This window comes from Rhodococcus sp. WS1 (assembly GCF_003797745.1).
Classification (GTDB): Bacteria; Actinomycetota; Actinomycetes; order Mycobacteriales; family Mycobacteriaceae; genus Rhodococcus_F; species Rhodococcus_F erythropolis.
Genome location: NZ_RKLZ01000002.1, coordinates 2,521,430 through 2,540,303, shown reverse-complemented (window position 1 = coordinate 2,540,303; position 18,874 = coordinate 2,521,430). Strand labels below are relative to the sequence as shown.

Annotated in this window: 17 protein-coding genes; 5 read left to right on the top strand and 12 right to left on the bottom strand. The window is 63.3% G+C overall.

Annotated features, from left to right (window positions below):
* Positions 1 to 5: 5 nt before the first annotated feature.
* A complete protein-coding gene (gene dapE / locus EEB12_RS24665) occupies positions 6 to 1,076 on the bottom strand; it encodes a succinyl-diaminopimelate desuccinylase (protein WP_029538455.1) in 1,071 nt (356 codons plus the stop codon).
* Between the two features lie 49 nt (positions 1,077 to 1,125).
* Between dapE and dapD the strand changes: the two genes are divergently transcribed.
* Both dapD and EEB12_RS24655 read left to right on the top strand, forming a co-directional pair.
* Positions 1,126 to 2,079, top strand: a complete 954-nt coding sequence (gene dapD / locus EEB12_RS24660) for a 2,3,4,5-tetrahydropyridine-2,6-dicarboxylate N-succinyltransferase (protein ID WP_019749368.1) — start codon at positions 1,126 to 1,128, stop codon at positions 2,077 to 2,079.
* On the top strand, positions 2,079 to 3,461 hold the full coding sequence (locus EEB12_RS24655) for an amino acid permease (RefSeq protein WP_020908472.1): 1,383 nt from the start codon (positions 2,079 to 2,081) through the stop codon (positions 3,459 to 3,461). Before dapD ends, EEB12_RS24655 begins: the two co-directional genes overlap by 1 nt.
* Before the next feature lie 9 nt (positions 3,462 to 3,470).
* Here the strand turns inward: EEB12_RS24655 and EEB12_RS24650 are convergent, their stop codons facing one another.
* Both EEB12_RS24650 and EEB12_RS24645 read right to left on the bottom strand, forming a co-directional pair.
* Positions 3,471 to 4,229 (bottom strand): ABC transporter permease, encoded by a 759-nt coding sequence (locus EEB12_RS24650; RefSeq protein ID WP_029255815.1) that lies wholly within the window; start codon positions 4,227 to 4,229, stop codon positions 3,471 to 3,473.
* Positions 4,229 to 5,203, bottom strand: a complete 975-nt coding sequence (locus EEB12_RS24645; RefSeq protein WP_020970214.1) for an ABC transporter ATP-binding protein — start codon at positions 5,201 to 5,203, stop codon at positions 4,229 to 4,231. The genes EEB12_RS24650 and EEB12_RS24645 overlap by 1 nt, the downstream gene beginning before the upstream one ends.
* A 211-nt stretch (positions 5,204 to 5,414) precedes the next feature.
* Between EEB12_RS24645 and EEB12_RS24640 the strand changes: the two genes are divergently transcribed.
* A complete protein-coding gene (locus EEB12_RS24640) occupies positions 5,415 to 6,635 on the top strand; it encodes an HNH endonuclease (RefSeq protein WP_258537200.1) in 1,221 nt (406 codons plus the stop codon).
* Positions 6,636 to 6,688: 53 nt separating this feature from the next.
* On the opposite strand, the gene EEB12_RS24635 is transcribed toward EEB12_RS24640, so the two are convergent.
* From EEB12_RS24635 to EEB12_RS24600, 8 genes are all read right to left on the bottom strand, one after another.
* Positions 6,689 to 8,290 carry a substrate-binding and VWA domain-containing protein gene (locus tag EEB12_RS24635; protein WP_070385335.1) on the bottom strand — a complete coding sequence of 534 codons (1,602 nt, stop codon included), beginning with the start codon at positions 8,288 to 8,290 and terminating at the stop codon, positions 6,689 to 6,691.
* Between the two features lie 213 nt (positions 8,291 to 8,503).
* Entirely contained in the window at positions 8,504 to 9,916 is a 1,413-nt protein-coding gene (locus tag EEB12_RS24630) for an acyl-CoA synthetase (RefSeq protein ID WP_141488729.1), read from the bottom strand.
* 12 nt (positions 9,917 to 9,928) lie between these two features.
* A complete protein-coding gene (locus EEB12_RS24625) occupies positions 9,929 to 10,609 on the bottom strand; it encodes a rhomboid family intramembrane serine protease (RefSeq protein WP_021332788.1) in 681 nt (226 codons plus the stop codon).
* Positions 10,610 to 10,673: 64 nt separating this feature from the next.
* On the bottom strand, positions 10,674 to 11,777 hold the full coding sequence (dapC, locus tag EEB12_RS24620; RefSeq protein WP_070795992.1) for a succinyldiaminopimelate transaminase: 1,104 nt from the start codon (positions 11,775 to 11,777) through the stop codon (positions 10,674 to 10,676).
* Between the two features lie 5 nt (positions 11,778 to 11,782).
* A complete protein-coding gene (gene fdxA / locus EEB12_RS24615; protein WP_003945248.1) occupies positions 11,783 to 12,106 on the bottom strand; it encodes a ferredoxin in 324 nt (107 codons plus the stop codon).
* Between the two features lie 146 nt (positions 12,107 to 12,252).
* Positions 12,253 to 13,011, bottom strand: coding sequence for a hypothetical protein (locus EEB12_RS24610; protein ID WP_020908480.1), 759 nt, complete (start codon positions 13,009 to 13,011; stop codon positions 12,253 to 12,255).
* Positions 13,011 to 15,569 (bottom strand): bifunctional FO biosynthesis protein CofGH, encoded by a 2,559-nt coding sequence (locus EEB12_RS24605; RefSeq protein WP_141488728.1) that lies wholly within the window; start codon positions 15,567 to 15,569, stop codon positions 13,011 to 13,013. The genes EEB12_RS24610 and EEB12_RS24605 overlap by 1 nt, the downstream gene beginning before the upstream one ends.
* Positions 15,570 to 15,687: 118 nt before the next feature.
* Positions 15,688 to 15,876, bottom strand: coding sequence for a hypothetical protein (locus tag EEB12_RS24600; RefSeq protein ID WP_003945217.1), 189 nt, complete (start codon positions 15,874 to 15,876; stop codon positions 15,688 to 15,690).
* An 82-nt stretch (positions 15,877 to 15,958) separates the two neighbouring features.
* On the opposite strand from EEB12_RS24600, the gene EEB12_RS24595 reads away from it, so the two are divergent.
* Positions 15,959 to 16,462 (top strand): PH domain-containing protein, encoded by a 504-nt coding sequence (locus EEB12_RS24595; protein WP_141488653.1) that lies wholly within the window; start codon positions 15,959 to 15,961, stop codon positions 16,460 to 16,462.
* Positions 16,459 to 18,030, top strand: a complete 1,572-nt coding sequence (locus EEB12_RS24590) for a PH domain-containing protein (RefSeq protein WP_141488652.1) — start codon at positions 16,459 to 16,461, stop codon at positions 18,028 to 18,030. The genes EEB12_RS24595 and EEB12_RS24590 overlap by 4 nt, the downstream gene beginning before the upstream one ends.
* Here the strand turns inward: EEB12_RS24590 and EEB12_RS24585 are convergent.
* Complete coding sequence (locus EEB12_RS24585) at positions 17,990 to 18,835, bottom strand: uroporphyrinogen-III synthase (RefSeq protein WP_020970223.1); 846 nt, start codon at positions 18,833 to 18,835, stop codon at positions 17,990 to 17,992. The two genes, EEB12_RS24590 and EEB12_RS24585, sit on opposite strands and share 41 nt — an antisense overlap.
* Positions 18,836 to 18,874 lie beyond the last annotated feature (39 nt).

The following is an 18,874-nucleotide window of genomic DNA, read 5'->3' as shown; positions in this document are numbered from 1 at the left end:
AACGGTCAGGCCGACAGATACTTCCTCAGCACGGCCGCGACGTCGGTGATCTGCTGCACCGGAACGTGCTCGTCGCGCTTGTGTGCGAGGTTCGGATCACCCGGTCCGTAGTTCACGGCAGGAATGCCGAGCGCCGAGAATCTGGACACGTCGGTCCACCCGTACTTCGCACGGAACTGACCACCGGCCGCCTCGATCAGGGCGGCAGCGGACGGGTTCGCCAAGCCAGGCAGCGCGCCGGGCGAGGAGTCGGTGACCTCGAATCCGAGGCCCAGACCGTCGAACACTTCGCGCACGTGCGCCTCGGCTTGTGCCTCGCTGCGATCGGGCGCGAATCGGAAATTGACGTCCATCTCGGCTTCGTCCGGGACGACGTTTCCAGCGACCCCGCCGGAAATCCGCACCGCCGACAAACCTTCGCGGTAGCCGCAACCGTCGATGTCGACCGAGCGCGGCTGGTAACTCGACAACCGCTCCAACGCACCGCCGAACTTGTGAATGGCGTTGTCCCCCAGCCAGGACCTGGCCGAATGTGCGCGAGTTCCCGAAGCCGTCAACCGAACCCGCATCGTGCCCTGGCACCCGGCCTCGATGAAACCGGCCGTCGGCTCACCGAGAATTGCGACGTCGGCCGCGAGCCATTGCGGGATCTCGCGTTCGATCCGTCCCAGGCCGTTGAAGGTTGCGGCGATCTCTTCGCAGTCGTAGAAAACCAGGGTCAGATCGTGGGCCAGGTTCTCGATGGTGGCCGCCAGGTGCAGAAAGACCGCATCGCCCGACTTCATGTCCACGGTCCCGCAGCCGTGCAGGATGTCGCCGTCACGCCGCGAAGGAACATTGTCCGCGATGGGCACCGTATCCAGATGTCCGGCGAGCATGACGCGACTGGGCAAACCACGCGAGGTCCGCGCCAACACGGCGTTGCCGTTGCGGATGATCTCGAAGCCCGAAGTCTGCTCACGCAGCGCATCCTCGACGGCCTGCGCGATGACGGATTCGTCGTGCGAGACGCTGGGGATGTCGACCAGGGCGGCCGTCAAGTCGATGGGGTCCGAAGCAAGATCGAGGATGCTCACACGCACCAGCCTAGGCCGGTGCACCCACCACCCAGTAATCTCTAGTCCCGTGAGCGCACAGGGAGCAACAGCAGTAGGTATCGCCAACGTGACCGCGGACGGAACCGTCCTCGACACCTGGTTCCCGGCACCGGAGCTGGGAACATTCGACAAGACCGGTACCGAGAACGTCGAGGGAACAGACATTCCTTCCGATCTTGCACTGCTGGCAGGCACTGACGACGCTCGCGAGGTCTCGCAGGTCGTCGTCCGCACCACCATCGCCGATCTCTCCAAGGCACCGGTCGACGCACACGACGTCTACCTGCGCCTCCACCTCCTCTCGCACCGTCTCGTCGCACCCCACGGCGTCAACCTCGACGGCCAGTTCGGCCTGCTCAGCAACGTCGTGTGGACCAACTTCGGCCCGTGCGCCGTCGAAGGCTTCGAGCAAGTTCGCTCACGTCTGCGCATCCGCGGCGTCGTGACCGTGTTCAGCGTCGACAAGTTCCCCCGCATGGTCGACTACGTCGTGCCGTCCGGAGTGCGTATCGGTGACGCGGACCGTGTCCGACTCGGTGCGCACCTCGCCAGCGGAACGACCGTCATGCACGAAGGCTTCGTCAACTTCAACGCCGGCACCCTCGGTAACTCCATGGTCGAAGGCCGCATCTCCGCGGGCGTCGTCGTCGACGACGGATCCGATGTTGGCGGCGGCGCCTCCATCATGGGCACCCTCTCCGGCGGCGGCAAGGAAACGATCTCCCTCGGCAAGCGCTGCCTCCTCGGCGCAAACGCCGGCCTCGGCATTTCACTCGGCGACGACTGCGTCCTCGAAGCGGGCCTCTATGTCACCGCGGGCACCAAGGTCACCGGCCCGGACGGCACCGTCGTCAAGGCCAAGGAACTCAGCGGCAAGTCGAACCTTCTCTTCCGTCGTAACTCGGTCTCGGGTGCCGTCGAGGTCGTGCCGTGGAAGGGCACCGGCGTCGAACTGAACGCTGCTTTGCACGCCAACGACTGATGACTGACACCGACGTCTCCGACGGAACAACCACTGCTCTCGGCCACGGTCTCAAGGTCCGCCATCTGACGATGATGGGCCTGGGCTCGGCCATCGGCGCCGGCCTGTTCCTCGGAACCGGCGTCGGTATCGCCAAGGCCGGCCCGGCCGTCCTGATCTCCTACATCCTTGCGGGCGCCGTCGTGGTGTTCGTGATGCGCATGCTCGGTGAGATGGGAGCTGCGATCCCGGCGAGCGGTTCCTTCTCTCACTACGCGCGCCTGGGGATCGGCGAGTGGGCCGGCTTCGTGATGGGCTGGCTCTACTGGTTCATGCTGATCATGGTGCTGGGCGCCGAGATCACCGGAGCCTCGGCGATCGTGAACGACTGGGTGCCGTCGATCCCGCAATGGGTTGTCGCCCTGGTCTTCGTGGTGTTCTTCGCCGTGGTGAACCTGGCGAAGGTCAGCAACTTCGGTGAGTTCGAGTTCTGGTTCGCCGCAATCAAAGTCACCGTCATCATCGCCTTCCTCGTCATCGGCGTCTTGCTGGTGTTCGGCATCCTCCCCGATACCGATCCGGTCGGTACGAGCAATCTGTTCGGGCAGGGCGGCTTCATGCCCAATGGGTTGTCCGGCATTGCCGCAGGACTGCTCGTCGTGGCGTTCGCCTTTGGTGGGATCGAGATCGTCACCATCGCCGCAGCCGAATCCGAGAATCCGGAACGCTCCATCGCCGTCGCTGTCCGCTCCGTGGTGTGGCGCATCAGTGTCTTCTACATCGGTGCCATCTCGATCATGGTTCTGGTGCTGCCCTGGAACGACCCCGAACTCGAGAGCGGCCCGTTTGTGGCCGTCTTGAACAAGGCGAACATTCCGGGTGTTGCCGGGTTCATGGAACTCGTCGTAGTGGTGGCGTTGCTTTCCGCGTTCAACGCCAACATCTACGGCACCTCTCGCATGGCGTTCTCACTTTCGCGCCGCGGCGACGGACCCGCTTTCATGGCGAAACTGTCGAGCACCGGAGTTCCGACCAATGCCGTTCTGCTGTCGGTGTTCTTCGGCTTCGTCAGCGTCCTGCTCAACTGGCTGCTCCCCGACGACCTGCTCGGCATCCTGCTCAACGCAGTCGGCGCCGCGCTGCTCGTCATCTGGATCTTCATCGTCGTCTCGCATCTGCGACTGCGCAAACAACTCGAAGCGTCGGGCAAGCTGACAGTTCGTATGTGGCTGTTCCCGTATCTGAGCTACGCGACTCTCGCGATGCTCGGCGTCTTCGTCGTCCTCATGCTCTTCGACGCCGATGCCCGTGCACAGTTGATCTCGACCACCGTGTTGTTCCTGGTGATCGCGGCATTGGGTTTCCTGAACGCCCGCTGGCGTAAGCAGAATCAGCCCGCCTGATCCGTGTGCCTATGCATCCCGCCTGTTCACGACGACGATGCTGAGGCCGAATACGACGAGCACGAAGAGGGCGAAGTAGACCAGGCTGCCCCAGGGTCCCCAGTGGAAGTCGACGCTACCGCCGGAACCGAGAAAGTTGTTGGCGTTCATGAACGGCAGGAACGGCATGATCTTCTCGCCGATACTTCCGAACAGGTTGAAAAGATTCTCGATCAGCAAGGGCCACAACAGCAGTAATGCGATCGCACCTGCAGACTGCCGGAGCAACGCGCCCACTCCTACGGCTAGAACTACGCAGAAGAACGCGTAGATCGGTGTTCCGTAGACGACCCGCCAGTTATCGTCGCCAGACAGAGTCAGGAATCTTCCGGCGTCACCTGATGTGGCCTTCGTGAGAGCGAAAGCGCCGAATGACAATACGAGAGTCAGTACCGCTCCGAAACCACCGATGAGGCCCGCTTTGGCGATGAGCACCGAAGCGCGGTTCGGAACTGCCTGGAAGGTGGTGCGGATGGTCCCGAAGCGATATTCGCTGGTGATCGCGAGAGCCGCCATGATCATCAGAACCAACACACCGAAGCCGGTCACTCCACTGAGTGCCCCCGACACTGTCGGCATCATTGCACCGTTGGGGCTGCTGAGCGACGACTTGGCGCTGAGTCCGAAAGCTGTGGCGAGTCCCAGCCCGAGCACGATGATGATGATCGTGCACCACAACGGTGATTTGGTCGTGGTGATCTTGATACGTTCAGCACTGAGAACAGCCATTACAGTGCACCTCCCATAGCCTGCTGTGTGTATGCGTTCTGAGTTTCGGGGACTGCTTCGATACCGGATGCGTGGTACTGGACATCGTCTCCGGTCAACTTCATGAACGCATCCTCGAGCGACCCCTGCTGAGACGCCAACTCGTACAACACGATTCCCTGCGAACCAGCCAAACCACCGATCACATCAGTGGTCGAATCCACGACCACCAACGCCGGCGCAACACCGGAACCGTCCTCACGCACCGTCAACCCCTGCGAGAGCAACACACTGCGCAACGCATCGAGCTGAGGACTACGCACCCGCACCGTCGACTCCGACGAGCGATCCACGAACTCCGCCACCGTCGAATCCGAGATCAACCGACCCCGACCGATCACCACCAACTGCTCCGCCGTCAATGCCATCTCCGAGAGAAGGTGACTCGACACCAGCACCGTGCGGCCCTCGGCCGCCAACCGCTGCATGAACTTACGAATCCAGACGATGCCCTCCGGATCGAGACCGTTGACCGGCTCGTCGAACAACAACACCTTCGGATCCCCCAACAACGCACCCGCCAACCCGAGACGCTGCGACATACCGAGCGAGAACCCGCCGGCCTTCTTGCCCGCCACCTCGGACAATCCGACCAACCCGAGTACCTCGTCGACGCGGGACTTCGGGATCCCGTTCGAAGCGGCCATCCACTGCAGATGCGCCCGCGCACTGCGATTGGGGTGCACCCACTTCGCATCCAACAACGCGCCGACAGTCCGCAATGGCGTCTTGAGCTCGCGGTACGGCTTGCCGTCGATCAACGCCGCACCCGACGTCGGCTGATCCAAACCCAGGATCATCCGCATCGTCGTCGACTTACCCGCACCGTTGGGGCCCAGAAAGCCCGTCACGATGCCCGGCTTGACGGTGAACGACAAATCGTCCACCGCTTTCGTCGGTCCGTAAACCTTGGTCAATCCCCTCAACTCGATCATGAGGACCAGTCAACCATGAAAACCGAACTGTCGGAACTTTCGGACGCCAACAGAGAAAGCCGTTGCGTGCGTTCATTGTCGGCGCTAGTATCGAATGTATGTTCGACACTACCGGGGGGTAAAAGTGACGACGAAAGTATCTGAACAGGCGATATCCAAACAGACGATATCCGAAGAGACGATCGGACAATTCCGAGCGTCACTCGTCAGCATGGATCGTTCCATCGACAACGCAGCTCGCGTGGATCTACTACGCGCACTGGAAGAGCTGAAGGCCAGTTGCGCTGGGGCCCAGGCATTGCTGGCTGCCGATCTCGACACGGTAACCCGCAAGGACCGCGGAGAACGGGGAGTTCCGCGCCCATACCAGGGCCGTGGAATCAACGCGCAGATTGCCCTCGCACGGCGAGAGTCGGCATGGTTCGGAACTCAGCATCTCAACCTGGCCCGCGCACTGAACGACGAGATGCCACACACACTTCGACTACTCGTCCGTGGCTCCATCAGTGAGCATCAAGCGACAATTCTCATGCGTGAAACTGCGTGTCTCACAGTCCAGGATCGCGCTGCATTGGATCGCGAGTTCTGCTGCGACGCTGCGATCTTGGACGGATGTGGCACCCACCAACTGACAGAAAGAATCCGCGCACGCACTGCGGAAATAGACGCCGACAGTGTTGCCAGACGAGCACGCAAAGCCGTACGAGACAGACGTGTGACGTCTCGGCCTGCGCCCGACACGATGTGCTGGCTCAATGTCCTACTTCCCGCTGCCGCGGGTACCGTCGTATATGCCACGCTCGGCCGCGATGCAGATTCCGTACTTGCCGGCGGGGACGAGCGCACGCGAGCTCAGATCATGGCTGATCTCCTGGTGGAGCGGGTCACCGGAATCGGCCGCGCCACACCGACACCCGTCACGGTGAATCTGATTGTCTCCGACCAGTCACTACTCGGCGACGGTTCCGACCCTGCCCACGTCCACGGGTACGGACCTGTTCCAGCAGCCATCGCACGTGAATGGATCACCTTGTCCGGCGAGGACTCCGAAACCATGACAACGGTTCGAAAGCTCTACGCACGCCCCGATACGGGCGCACTGACCGCAATGGAATCCACCGCGAGAACCTTCCCGAAGGGGTTGGCACGATTGATCGAACTTCGTGATCGAAGCTGCCGCACTCCGTGGTGCGACGCGCCGGTTCGCCACCGCGACCACATTCTCGATCACTCGAGGGGTGGCCTCACCAGCGCAGCCAACGGTGCCGGGTTGTGCGCGGCATGCAACTACGCGAAACAGGGCTCGGACTGGTCGGCCGAACCTGTACCAGGTACCCGGCACACCTTCACCACGACGACGCCTACCGGGCACCGATATTCGTCTGAGGCTCCGCCACTTCCGACGCCCTGGGCCGGTCCCGACGCGGCCTGAGGTCCTCGGCGTGGCCTGAGGTCCTCGGCGTGGCCTGAGGTCCTCGGCGTGGCTCACGATCCTCGGTGAGCCAGTGCGTTCACAAACACCTCGGAAATCTCCGAGGGGTCTCGAGCGATGTACGTCGAACCGCCCGTCACGCGGGAGATATCGGCGAGTGCCGCCGCATCGGCGTCATCGGTGATGCCGATGGTGACGATGATGACCGGACGCGCCGGATCCTGCTCGCGTGCAAGAACATCGAGCAGCTGTTCACGGCTGATGCTGTCGGGATCTTCGTTGGCACCGTCGGTCAAGATGATGACGCTGTTGACCGCTCGCGGATCGTACGATTCCTGCACCTTACGGAAGGCGGCCAGAGTCGTGTCATACAAACCGGTGGCGCCACGCTTGAGTTCGGTGAGACGGTTCGCCTGATCAGCCATCAACTTTCGCTGAGTCATGCCGTCGACGATGGTGTCGTAGCGCCTGATCGGCACTAATTCCTGAAAGTCCTGGGTTCCGTTCATACCTTGGGAGAACGCCCAGAGACCGGCAGCGACACTGTCCGGGAAGACCTGATTGCCGGCGAGAGCGGCAGCAGTGGTCAACTGCATGCGCGTCTTGCCGCCTGCTGCCGGGTAGTCCATCGACGCAGACACGTCGATCGCAACGAGTGTCCGGATCGGCTTGGCCATCAGAGCCCAAGCGCCCAGCGTTTGATCGGCCACCGACTGTTCGGAGACCGTCAAGGCCGTCACGTCACCAACTCCACCTTCGACAGCTCCACCGCCGGAAGTGCGGAAACCGCTGCGTGTCAGCACTTCCTGAGCAGATTCACTGTGCAACAGGTCGGCTATGGCGTCACTCTTCTTCGCTGCCGCGTAGTGCCGATCCGGCGCCGAGGCACTGACCACCAGGGGGTAATCCATGATCATGGTTCCAGTCGCCGGTACTGTCGCGGAAATCTTCGACTCGGCTTTCGTGAACTCGACGACCTGTTGCTCGGTCGAAACACCGACCTTGCCGGAGCTGACCAATTCGGTGAGCATCTTCTGCCCTACCGGCTGATCTTCGGTACGAACGCTCTCTGCTTGGGCATGGGGTACGAGTGCCGCTCGAACCGATTCGGAGGTGGCCCCGGTCTCCGCGAGGGCTCCGAGAATGGGCGCCGACGCAACCCCGGTGAACAACGGATTGCCCAGCGCGAGATCGGGAACCTGAAGCGCCGTGAGCCAACTGGCAAACTGCTCGCCACCGCCGGACGCGAGGACGACAGGCGAGGTGGCGATCGAACCACCGGCGGCAGCGACCGGCCCCTTGGCCGTCAGTGCAGCTTTGCCGACCCACGCTGTCGAATCCGGTATCCACATGTCCGGTGCGTCCACGCCCTTGCCCAGGGTTCCCGCTACGTCGCCTGGCAACGCAGAGGTGACCGTGATCCGCGAACAGCCTGTCTGCTCCGGCGACGATTCTGCGAGGATCTCCGTGACTGCAGGCGCGATCGCAGGATCTGCTGCCAGCGAGTACTCGTCGACGCTCTCGCAGGAATCGGACTGTGTTGCCTTGAAGACCACCACCCCGGTAGCGACTACCGCGACGGCAACCAACCCACCCACTGCGTAGAACCCGATCGATCGTCCGCTGTCAGGACTCGAATGCCGTCCGCCCGCCATGAAATCTGCCCTTCCGAGGCCACTCGCACTAGGACATACCGACGGCATGCGTGCGACTGGAGCTATCCCTACCGGGCGGTAGTGTAGCCAAGAACACAGAAATTCCAACTAGCGCTGAATCGTCGGAGAACCGACGAGCCCATATTCCGGGACAGTCCGACCGAAGTCACGAACCTTCAAGCGTCGCAGCGACTTTTCAGCAAACGGCTCTGCTCAGAAGAGCTCGCGCTTCTGGACCTTGCCCATCGCGTTACGCGGAAGAATCTTGGCAAAGCGAACCTCACGGGGACGCTTGTGCGCCGACAACTCAGCCCCGACCAACTCGACCAATTCAGCTTCGGTGACCTCGGGGCTCCCGGGCTTACGGACTACGACGGCGATGATCCGCTGACCCAGATCGGCGTCGGGGACACCGATCACCGCAACTTCGGACACCGAAGGGTGCCCGAGGATGGCGGTCTCGATCTCGCCGGCGCCGACTCTGAATCCACCGGTTTTGATCAAGTCGATGGATTCGCGGCCGACGATTCGGTGGAACCCACCCTCGTCGATGACGGCGACATCACCGGTCTTGAAGTAGCCGTCCTCCGTCCAGGACTCGGCGGTTGCGTCTGGACGGTTCAAGTAGCCGTCGAAAAGCATCGGCCCACGTACCTGTAGACCGCCGATACTCTCGCCGTCGTGTGGCACGTCGTTGCCCTTCTCGTCACGAAGACGAGTCTCGACTCCGCGCAGCGGCACGCCGACCCACCCTGGGCGTCGCTCGCCGTCGAAACGTGTGCTCAGAGTCAGCATCGTCTCACTCATGCCGTATCGCTCGATGGGCGTCAATCCTGTTCGGTCCCGTAGCTTTTCGAAGACAGGCACAGGAAGCGGCGCACTACCGGAAACCAGAAGTCGGGCACCGGACAACGCGCGGGCAGCTTCTTCGTCCTCGGCGATACGCGACCAGACGGTGGGAACACCGAAGTAGAGGGAGCCTTTCGCCCGGGCGTAATTTTCCGGCGTCGGCTTGACGGTGTGGATCACCCGGCTGCCGATCCGGAGGGGGCCGAGGATTCCGAGGATCAGTCCGTGCACGTGGAAGAGCGGAAGCCCGTGCACGAGCGTGTCTCGCCACGTCCAGTCCCAGGCCTCGGCAAGCGCGTCGATCCCGGCTGCGATGGCCGAGCGACTGAGCAGAACGCCCTTCGGTGGGCCAGTGGTTCCGGACGTGTACAGGACGAATGCTGTGGACTGCGGTGCCGGTTCGGGATAGCTGTGCCACGAGCGAGCGTGCAACCGGACGGGAACTACCGGCAGAGTGTCGCAGTGGTCGTCCGTTTCACCGAGCCACGCCTGGGCCCCGGAGTCACGCAGAATGTGCTCCCGCTCAGCCTTCCCCGAGTCCGGCGGTACCGGCACAACGGTGACGCCGGCAATCAATGCCCCGACGACGGCGAGGATCGTTTTTGCTGTGGGAGTTGCCAATACGGCAACCCGATCGGCCTGCGCCACCCGTTCCGCGACCGAGGTCGCGGCACCGAGAATGGCACTCCGCGAGAGAACCGTGTCACCGATCGTCACGGCGTCGTCGAGGTCGTCACCGCGGGCGACAGCAAGGGGGTTCAGTGATCTCAGCAGCACCACGACAGCATCTCACAGGGCCGAAGGTCGCAAACTTTCTCCTGCCCGACGCGCGTCTATCGAGTGCGGAGGGAACAGCGTCACCAGCGCCGCCCCCAAGAGCGCCCCGGAAAGAACGGCGAATCCGTGCGCGTCGTCGACCGTCACCAGGGTTGCGCCGCCGACGACAATCACGGCCGTCAGAACAATCTCAGGCATTCGCGGGCGCACCAGAACACCGATCCCCGCGGCCGCCGCTGCCAGAGCAAGTGTGGCTCCGGAGTTACCTGCGCCGGTCGACGGAAAGACTGCGGTGGTGAGCAAACCGAACAACAGTTGACCGAGCAGGAAGAGAGCCCAGCCACGTGCGGCGCCCCAGAGCCGAAACGCAGGCGGTGCAACCACGGCCAGCGTCACGAGATTGGTGACGGTTCCTGCGACCCCTCCGTCCTGGACGAGCACGGAGGTCAGAATGCGCCACCATTGACCGTCGCGAATCAACGCGGGATCACGACGAAACATCTCGAGTAGTCCTGGTATCAGCGCCTGCAGGATGGATGGCACTGCAACCATCAGCCAGAGGAGAGCTGCCGAGAGTGGGAATTCTCCGAAAACTCGACGACTTTTCAACCACACGAGCATCAGTGCAACCGAGGCGACAACGACAGCAAAAATCAGTACCGCGTCCAAGCCGCCGGTCCCTGAGGTGGTCACAGCGCGACCTTACATCGGACCGATACCGACATCAGGGAACCTGACACCTGGGAAAGCACACGGTTCAGGCGGAGAGGCGCTTTGCTGCCGCGGCGATTCGTTCGTCTGTTGCAGTGAGCGCGATTCGCACGTGCTTGCTCCCGCTCGGTCCGTAGAACTCACCGGGGGCAACGAGGATCCCACGATCGGCGAACCAACTGACCGTCGCTCGACATTCCTCGCCGCGCGTCGCCCAGAGGTATAGACCCGCCTCGGAATTGTCGACGGTGAATCCGGCGCCTCGAACAGCTTCGATCAACACGCTGCGACGCTCGCGGTACCGCTCGCGCTGGATGTTCTCGTGTTGGTCGTCGCCCAAAGCTGCGGTCATCGCCGCCTGGATCGGCAGCGGCAGGATCATGCCCGCGTGCTTACGCACCTCGAGCAGTTCCGACACCAAAGCCGGATCACCGGTGACGAACCCCGCGCGATAGCTCGCGAGATTGGACGTCTTCGAAAGTGAGTGGACCGCAAGCAAACCGGTCAGATCGCCGTCGTTGACCCGGGGATCGAGAATGGAGAGCGCATCCGATTCCCACGTCAATCCGAGGTAGCACTCGTCGGAGACGACGATCGCGCCCCGCTCGCGCGCCCAGGCCACGACCTTCTGCAAGTGCTCGAGGCCGAGCACTTTGCCGGTGGGGTTCGACGGCGAGTTCACGAAGATCATCGCCGCCGACTCGGGACCGAGCTTGTTCAAGCCGTCGGCGCGCAGGACGCGAGCGCCTGCCAGCTTCGCCGCGACCTCGTACGTCGGATATGCCAACTCCGGAATGACCACCAGATCGTCGGCTCCGAGACCGAGCAATGTCGGCAGCCACGCGATCATTTCCTTCGTGCCGATCGCCGGCAGGACCGCTGCCGGATCGACGTCGGGAATGTTGTAACGGCGATCGAGTGACTCCGCTACGGCCTCGCGAAGTGCGAGCGTGCCGTGCGTCGTCGGATATCCGGGTATCTCGGCAACAGAAGACAAAGCCTCCTGTATCACCGGATCAACGGGATCAACCGGCGTTCCCACGGACAGGTTCACGATGCCGTCGGGATGAGAGTGCGCCTTCGCCGTGACGTCGGCGAGCGAATCCCACGGAAAATCAGGAAGCCCAGCGGCCACCGGAGTACGAGACAAGATCTCTATTCCTCACCCATGGGAGGCAGCGCCTTGATGAACGGCGTGTCGTAGTCGACCTTGCCGAGCTTGGCCGCTCCACCCGGCGAACCGAGATCGTCGAAGAAATCGACGTTCGTGCTGATGTACGCGTTCCACTGGTCCGGGACGTCGTCTTCGTAGAAGATGGCTTCGACGGGACAGACAGGCTCACACGCGCCGCAGTCGACACACTCGTCGGGGTGGATGTAAAGCATGCGTCCACCCTCGTAGATGCAGTCGACAGGGCATTCTTCGATGCACGCCTTGTCCATCACATCTACACACGGTTCAGCAATCGTGTAGGTCACTGCCGATCTCCCTGCCTTCCTGTCGTGCATCGCCGCCGCAACACGCAGTTGCAAGGGGCCGAAAATCCGATACGACTCTCACGTACCGCGGGAACAGCCTATTATCCCCCTGCCAACCGACTCTGAGCAGGCGGGGGTAACACATTTCAGCCTACTGCGGTGATGTTCCTCGACCGAATCGCGATCCACTTCTCCCCCGCGGCAGCCGCGCGGACCAAAGCGCCGCGCTCACCGAGATAATCCGCCACGACGCCGACCACCGGAATCTTGCCGAAAATCTCGTACGGTTTTGTCCGCGACGGCCGCTTGTGCAGCTCGTCCGTGATGGCACGAAAAGTCTTGGACGTGCGCCACAAGGTGCCGATGAGCGCGAACGGGCGCCAGGTCTCGTCGGCACCGCTGACCGACTTTTCGGCGAAATCCTCACCGGCGAGCAGATCTCGGGACTTGGTCTCACGCCGGCACAGCACCGACGCCAGGAGGTCCACCTGCTGATCCCGCTCCGTCACTCCGTGTTCACGGGCAACCGCAACGAGCACAACGGCCTGATTCGCGAATGCCAAGAGGTCCTGGATCGGCAGCCGATTGAGGAGGACGCCGAAGATGCCGGGGAACGCGACGGCGACGGTGTTGAGTGCACCCAACCGGGTCGTCCACCACTTCGAGCGCTGCTCGTCGGTCATCACCGACCACGCCGCCGTCCCGGGGAACTTGACGACGTCGAGGACCCAGGCCGCCGCGTCCAACACCATCGCTGCGGCATTTCGCTCGGGATCGGTCGGCTCGAAGGTCCGACGCTTGATACCGAGCGGATCGCTGTAGGCGAGATCGAGAACCGGGTTGATCCCCCACACCGCTCGATCGAGAACCTCGACGACCTTGCGGTCCCCCAGTACGTCAGCCATCAGGCAATCGCTCCTTCGCGTCGTGCATGTGTGGTGGTTCGTTCGCGTGCCGGACGTCCGATTCCCTCGGCGATGGCGCGCAGTTCTGCGACGGTCTTCTCGGACCCGTGTTCGGAGCCAGCCATCCGCGAGATCGTCTCCTCCATCAGCGTCCCACCGAGGTCGTTGGCTCCGCCGTTGAGCATCATCTGTGTTCCGGTGATCCCGAGCTTGACCCAGCTGGTCTGGATGTTGGGGATACGACCATGCAGCATGATGCGTGCCAGTGCATGCGCAGCGCGGTTGTCCCGGTTGGTCGGCCCTGGCCGTGAAGCGCCCGCCAGGTACAGCGGCGCGCTCTGGTGAACGAACGGCAGCAGCACGAACTCCGTGAATCCACCTGTACGGTCCTGGATTCCGCGAAGAACGTTCAGGTGCCCGACCCAGTGGTGCGGCTGATCGACATGCCCGTACATCATCGTCGAACTCGACCGCAGCCCCACCTCGTGCGCCGTGGTGACCACTTCGATCCACTCCGCCGTCGGCAGTTTGCCCTTGGTGAGGATCCAGCGCACCTCGTCGTCGAGGATCTCCGCTGCCGTACCGGGAATGGTGTCCAGGCCCGCCTCACGCAGAGCGGTCAGCCAATCCCTGATGCTTTCACCGCTGCGCGATGCACCGTTGACGATCTCCATCGGCGAGAACGCGTGGACGTGCATCGACGGCACGCGCTTCTTGACGGCCCGGACCAGGTCGGCGTAACCGGTGACGGGAAGTTCCGGATCGATACCGCCTTGCATGCACACCTCGGTCGCGCCGGCGACGTGCGCTTCCCACGCACGGTCGGCGACCTGCTCTGCCGACAGCGTGAACGCGTCAGCGTCGCCCTTGCGCTGCGCGAATGCACAGAACCGGCAGCCCGTGTAGCAAATGTTGGTGAAGTTGATGTTTCGGTTCACCACGTAGGTGACGTCCTCGCCGACGGCGTCCTTGCGTAGCGCATCCGCCAGTGCCACAACAGCTTCCAGACCCGGGCCCTCCGCCGTGGCAAGGGCCAGGTACTCGTCGTCGGAGCATCCGGCCGGGTCGCGTTCGGCACTGCGCAGCGCAGCCAGCAGATCGGTGTCGACGCGAATCGGAGCACTGAGCTCGAGTACCTGTTCGCGCACGGTCTCCCAGTCGCCGAACGCACTGCCCAGGTCACTGCGGGTCTCGGTGTTGCGCCCGTCTGTATCGATCTCGGTATTGAGATCGACGCGTCCGCTCGATTCCCACGACTCGTCCGGTTCCTGCCACGGTCGACCCACCGGTTTGGTGTCGGGCCGGGCGAGGCCGGTTTTGGGGTCCGCCAGTGCCTGCACGTGGCCCGCAATGCGCGGATCGATCCACGGAGCCCCGGCCAGGACATATGCCGGCTGAGCCGCAGTGCGTTCGGTCAGGGTGAAGCCGCCTTCGGCGCTGATCTCCGCCAAGGTCTCGAGATTCGGCCACGGACGCTCCGGGTTGACGTGATCGGGGGTCAACGGTGACACCCCGCCCCAGTCGTCCACACCGGCGCCGAGCAGCGCGAGGCACTCGCTGTTCGAGACGAGATTCGGCGGACTCTGAATCCGCATCGTCGGCCCGAGCAGCAGGCGTGCGACGGCGATGGCCGCGAGAAACTCGTCGAGTCCTGCATCAGGGGTATCGCGCATCGCGGTATCAGGTTTGGCCAGGAAGTTCTGGATGATCACTTCCTGGATGTGCCCGAACGCCTTCTGCGACTTGCGTATCGCCATGATCGATTCGGCACGCTCGAGGAAGTTCTCCCCGATGCCCACAAGAATTCCCGTGGTGAACGGGATGTTCAGTCGGCCTGCGTCGGTCAGGGTGCGCAGCCGAACCGCCGGGTCCTTGTCCGGGCTGCCGTAGTGGCATTCACCCTTGTCGGTGAACAGGCGGGTTGCGGTCGTCTCGAGCATCATGCCCATCGACGGCGCAACGGGCTTGAGCCGCGCGAGTTCCTGCCAGCTCATCACACCGGGATTCAGATGCGGGAGCAGTCCGGTCTCCTCGAGCACCCGAATCGACATCGCCCGCACATAGTCGAGGGTGGAGTCGTAGCCGCGTTCGTCCAGCCACTGCTTTGCTTCCGGCCAGCGAGCCTCGGGGCGATCACCCAAAGTGAACAACGCTTCCTTGCAGCCCAATTCGGCGCCTGCCCTGGCAATGTCCAAAACCTCGTCCGGCTCCAGGAACATGCCGTGCCCAGCGGCACGCAGTTTCCCGGGCACCGTGACGAACGTGCAGTAGTGGCACTTGTCCTGGCACAGACGGGTCAGCGGAATGAAAACCTTCCGCGAATACGTCACGGTGTTCGGCCGACCCGCTGCCAGCAGACCCGCATCGCGAACCTTGGCTGCCGAGGAACACAGATCGGTCAGATCGGTTCCCCGCGCCTGCAGCAGCGTTGCCGCCTCGTCGACGTTCAGGGTCGCTCCATCGCGTGCGCGACGGAGAACTCGCCGCATCGCCGACGCTGACGGGCCGGGCGACGGACTGGACGAGGCGGACGCGGAAATACCTGGCATCGGAAGCATGGTGGGTTTGCCGGAGTCATCACCAGTTCGGTTCACCTAGCGATCATGCGCCATGTGGGACGACTAGTGCCACCCGGTGCCAGAAGTAGGAGGCCTTACCGCCCCGACACGGCCTCGATCACGACGGCCGGTAGTCGTCGTCGACCGCGACCTCGACTCGTTGATCCACCACGTCAGCCACTGGCGCGTCGAGTGGAATGTCGGTCAGATCGGGTTCTTCGGGGGCGTTCGGATCTACGGGTGTCGATTGTTCGAGCGCATCTGATTCCGGAGCCTCCGGGTCGAATGTCGCATCTTGTTCGGTCATCACGTGCTCCCTTCGCAGTCGCCACACTCCACGATAGGGCCGATGTCGACAGATCGCCCCTCACTCGACCAAAGTAGTGCCCATGACTGCCCCGCAACCGCTGACCATGGCCGACCCGTTATGGCGACCCAGCGCCAAAGCCCCGAGGCTGTGGGCAATCACTGCCTCGCTGTTCTGGGTACCCGTCATCGTCGCCGAAATCGTCTGTGCCGTCTTGATACCCGGAATCCCGTCCTGGGTGGTGGGCCTGATCTTCGCAGTCACCGTCCTATTCGCGGCCACCTACATTCTGATGGTTCCGGCGTGGCGGTATCGCGTACACAGATGGGAAATCAGTGACACTGCGGTGTACACACGCACGGGGTGGTTCACCCAGGAACGACGGATCGCACCGATATCGCGCGTGCAGACCGTGGACACCGAACGCGGACCGATCGACCGCATGTTGGGTCTGGCAACCGTGACCGTCACTACGGCGTCGTCTGCCGGGGCTGTGAAGATCTCCGCGCTCGACCAGGAAATCGCCGACCGCACAGTGGCCCAACTGACGGAGATCGCGGGCACCAACGTGGGAGACGCAACGTGAACGAGAAGCAGTTGGGCGACCCGACCGCGATCGAAATCCCGGTCGAGGCGGAAACGGCAGCTGCCGAGGCCGCCGAGGAGGAACAGCCCTGGCTCCGCCTCGACCGCCGCATGCTTCTGGTCCACCCCGTCAACGAAGTCGTCAAACTGCTCCCGGTCCTGCTCGTCTCCGTAGTTCTCGGCAGCCAATCCGGAAACCACTGGTGGGGACTCGGCGTCGTCACTCTGCTCGTCGTCTTCGGTCTGTTGCGGTACTTCACCACCACGTACCGAATCGGGCCCGTTCACGTACAACTGCGCACCGGGGTATTCCAGAAAAAGCTGCTCTCCGTCCCGCGTAGCCGCATCCGATCCGTCGACGTCGAGGCCGGGGTCATGCACCGACTGCTCGGGCTGTCGATCGTGCGCATCGGGACCGGCCAGCGCGCCGGGATCGGCCACGATTCGAACAAGTTCGAACTCAATGCCCTCTCGACTGCCCTGGTTCCGGACCTACGTGCCGCACTGTTGGCCGGCGCGCAACAGGCACGGCGACTGGAAACCCCGGGCACACCGGTCGAGAACTTCGCCGAACCGGTCGACACCGAGATCGGTCACTGGGAGCCCAGTTGGGTTCGCTACGCTCCCTTTTCGTTCACCGGAATCGCCATCATCGCAGCGATCATCGGCATCTCGTTCCAATACGGCATCGGCACTGCCGTCGCGAAATCGTCGGCAGTAAGCGACAGCTTCGACTCACTCGAGAGCCTCGGCATCGCGCTGCTTGTCGTCATCGCACTCGTCGTGCTGCTGGTGCTGTCGAGTGCACTCGCCTGCGTCCAGTACCTGATCGCGTTCGGCAACATGAAACTCACCGACAACGGCCGCATCCTGCATGTCAGTCACGGCCTGTTGAAAACTCGGCAAACCACACTCGACCGCGCCCGCCTCCGCGGCACGACGCTCAAAGAACCGCTTCTACTGCGATTGGCCCGCGGCGCGCGGCTCGACGCCATCATGACCGGGGTCAGCGCCGAGAAGAAGGAATCTTCGCTGCTGCTCCCGCAGGGACCACGCAGGGAAGCCGAGCGAGTGATGGCTACCGTGATCGGTGATTCACGCCAGGCGTCCGCCCCGCTGATCCCGCACGGGCCAGCCGCGCGGCGTCGCCGGTACACCAGGGCACTGTTTCTCGCGACTGTGGCGTTTCTGGTCTGCGTGGCGTGCGCGGCTTCTGGTCTGGATGTACCGATCTACGCGTGGTTCGGGGTCGCCGTACTCGCCATCGCTGGCGCTGCCCTCGCCTACGACCGATACAACGGCCTCGGCCACGCAGTCCTGCCGGGATGGTTGATCACCCGAAGCGGCTCGCTCGATCGCCAGCGCCACAGCCTCGAATCCGAAGGTGTCATCGGATGGACGGTGCGCGAGACGTTCTTCCAGCGACGCGCAGGCGTGGCAACCGTCATCGCCGCGACGCCAGCAGGCACCGGAAGCTACGAGGTGATCGATCTCCCCGCCGAGAACGCGTGGGCATTGATCGAAGCCGTCACTCCGGGCGGTGGCGACGTTTGGGCAGGTCGTCGATGATGAGCCTCGCCAGCGAACCGAGACGCGATCGCTCCGGCTGGATGGTCGGAACACCGAGGAGTTCCAGCGGGGCGGCCGTCACCGGTCCGACGCAGTAGGTCGGTACCGGTCCGCGCATAGCTGCGACGAACCGCTCCAGCTCGCCCATCTCTTTTGCCGTGCTGAGCATCGAGGAGACCGCGGGGGCACTGGTGAAGGTCAGCGCGTCGATTGCACCGGAACGAACTGCAGCGACCAACGCGCGGACTGGCGACTGATCCGGCGGCCGGATCCACCGATAGACCGACACGGGGGTGACAACCGCGCCGATGTCGGCGAGGGAGGCGCTCAGGTCCGTCAACGGCTCCCATTCGGTGATGGTGCCGTGCAACTGGACCGCGACGCGTAAGCCTGCCACTCCCTCGCTTCCGAGGTGCGCCAGAACTTCCTCGGACGACTCACCCGAAGGCGACCATTCCTCGCGCAGTCCGGCGCCCCGGATGGCGCCCGTCGCCTTGGGGCCGCGGGCGATGATGCGCGTGCGGGCCAGAGCTCCGAGGAACTCGTCGGTCAAACCCCACGACGCGACGGCGTCGAGCCAACCCCGAAAGCCGATTCCGGTGCTGATCACGACCAATTCCGGTGGATCGGAAATCAACGCGGACGTCTGAGTGCGCAGGTCTCGATCGTCCACCAACGGCAGCACATGGATCACCGGTGTCCGCACGATCTCCGCCCCTCGACGTTCGAGGAGCGTCGCAAATTCTTCGACACGCCGTTCTGCGGTCAAGGCGATAGTCGCGCCCGCCAGATCATCTTCAGCCACAGGCTGAGTGTCCCTTATGGATGGGTCACTTTCCTACGC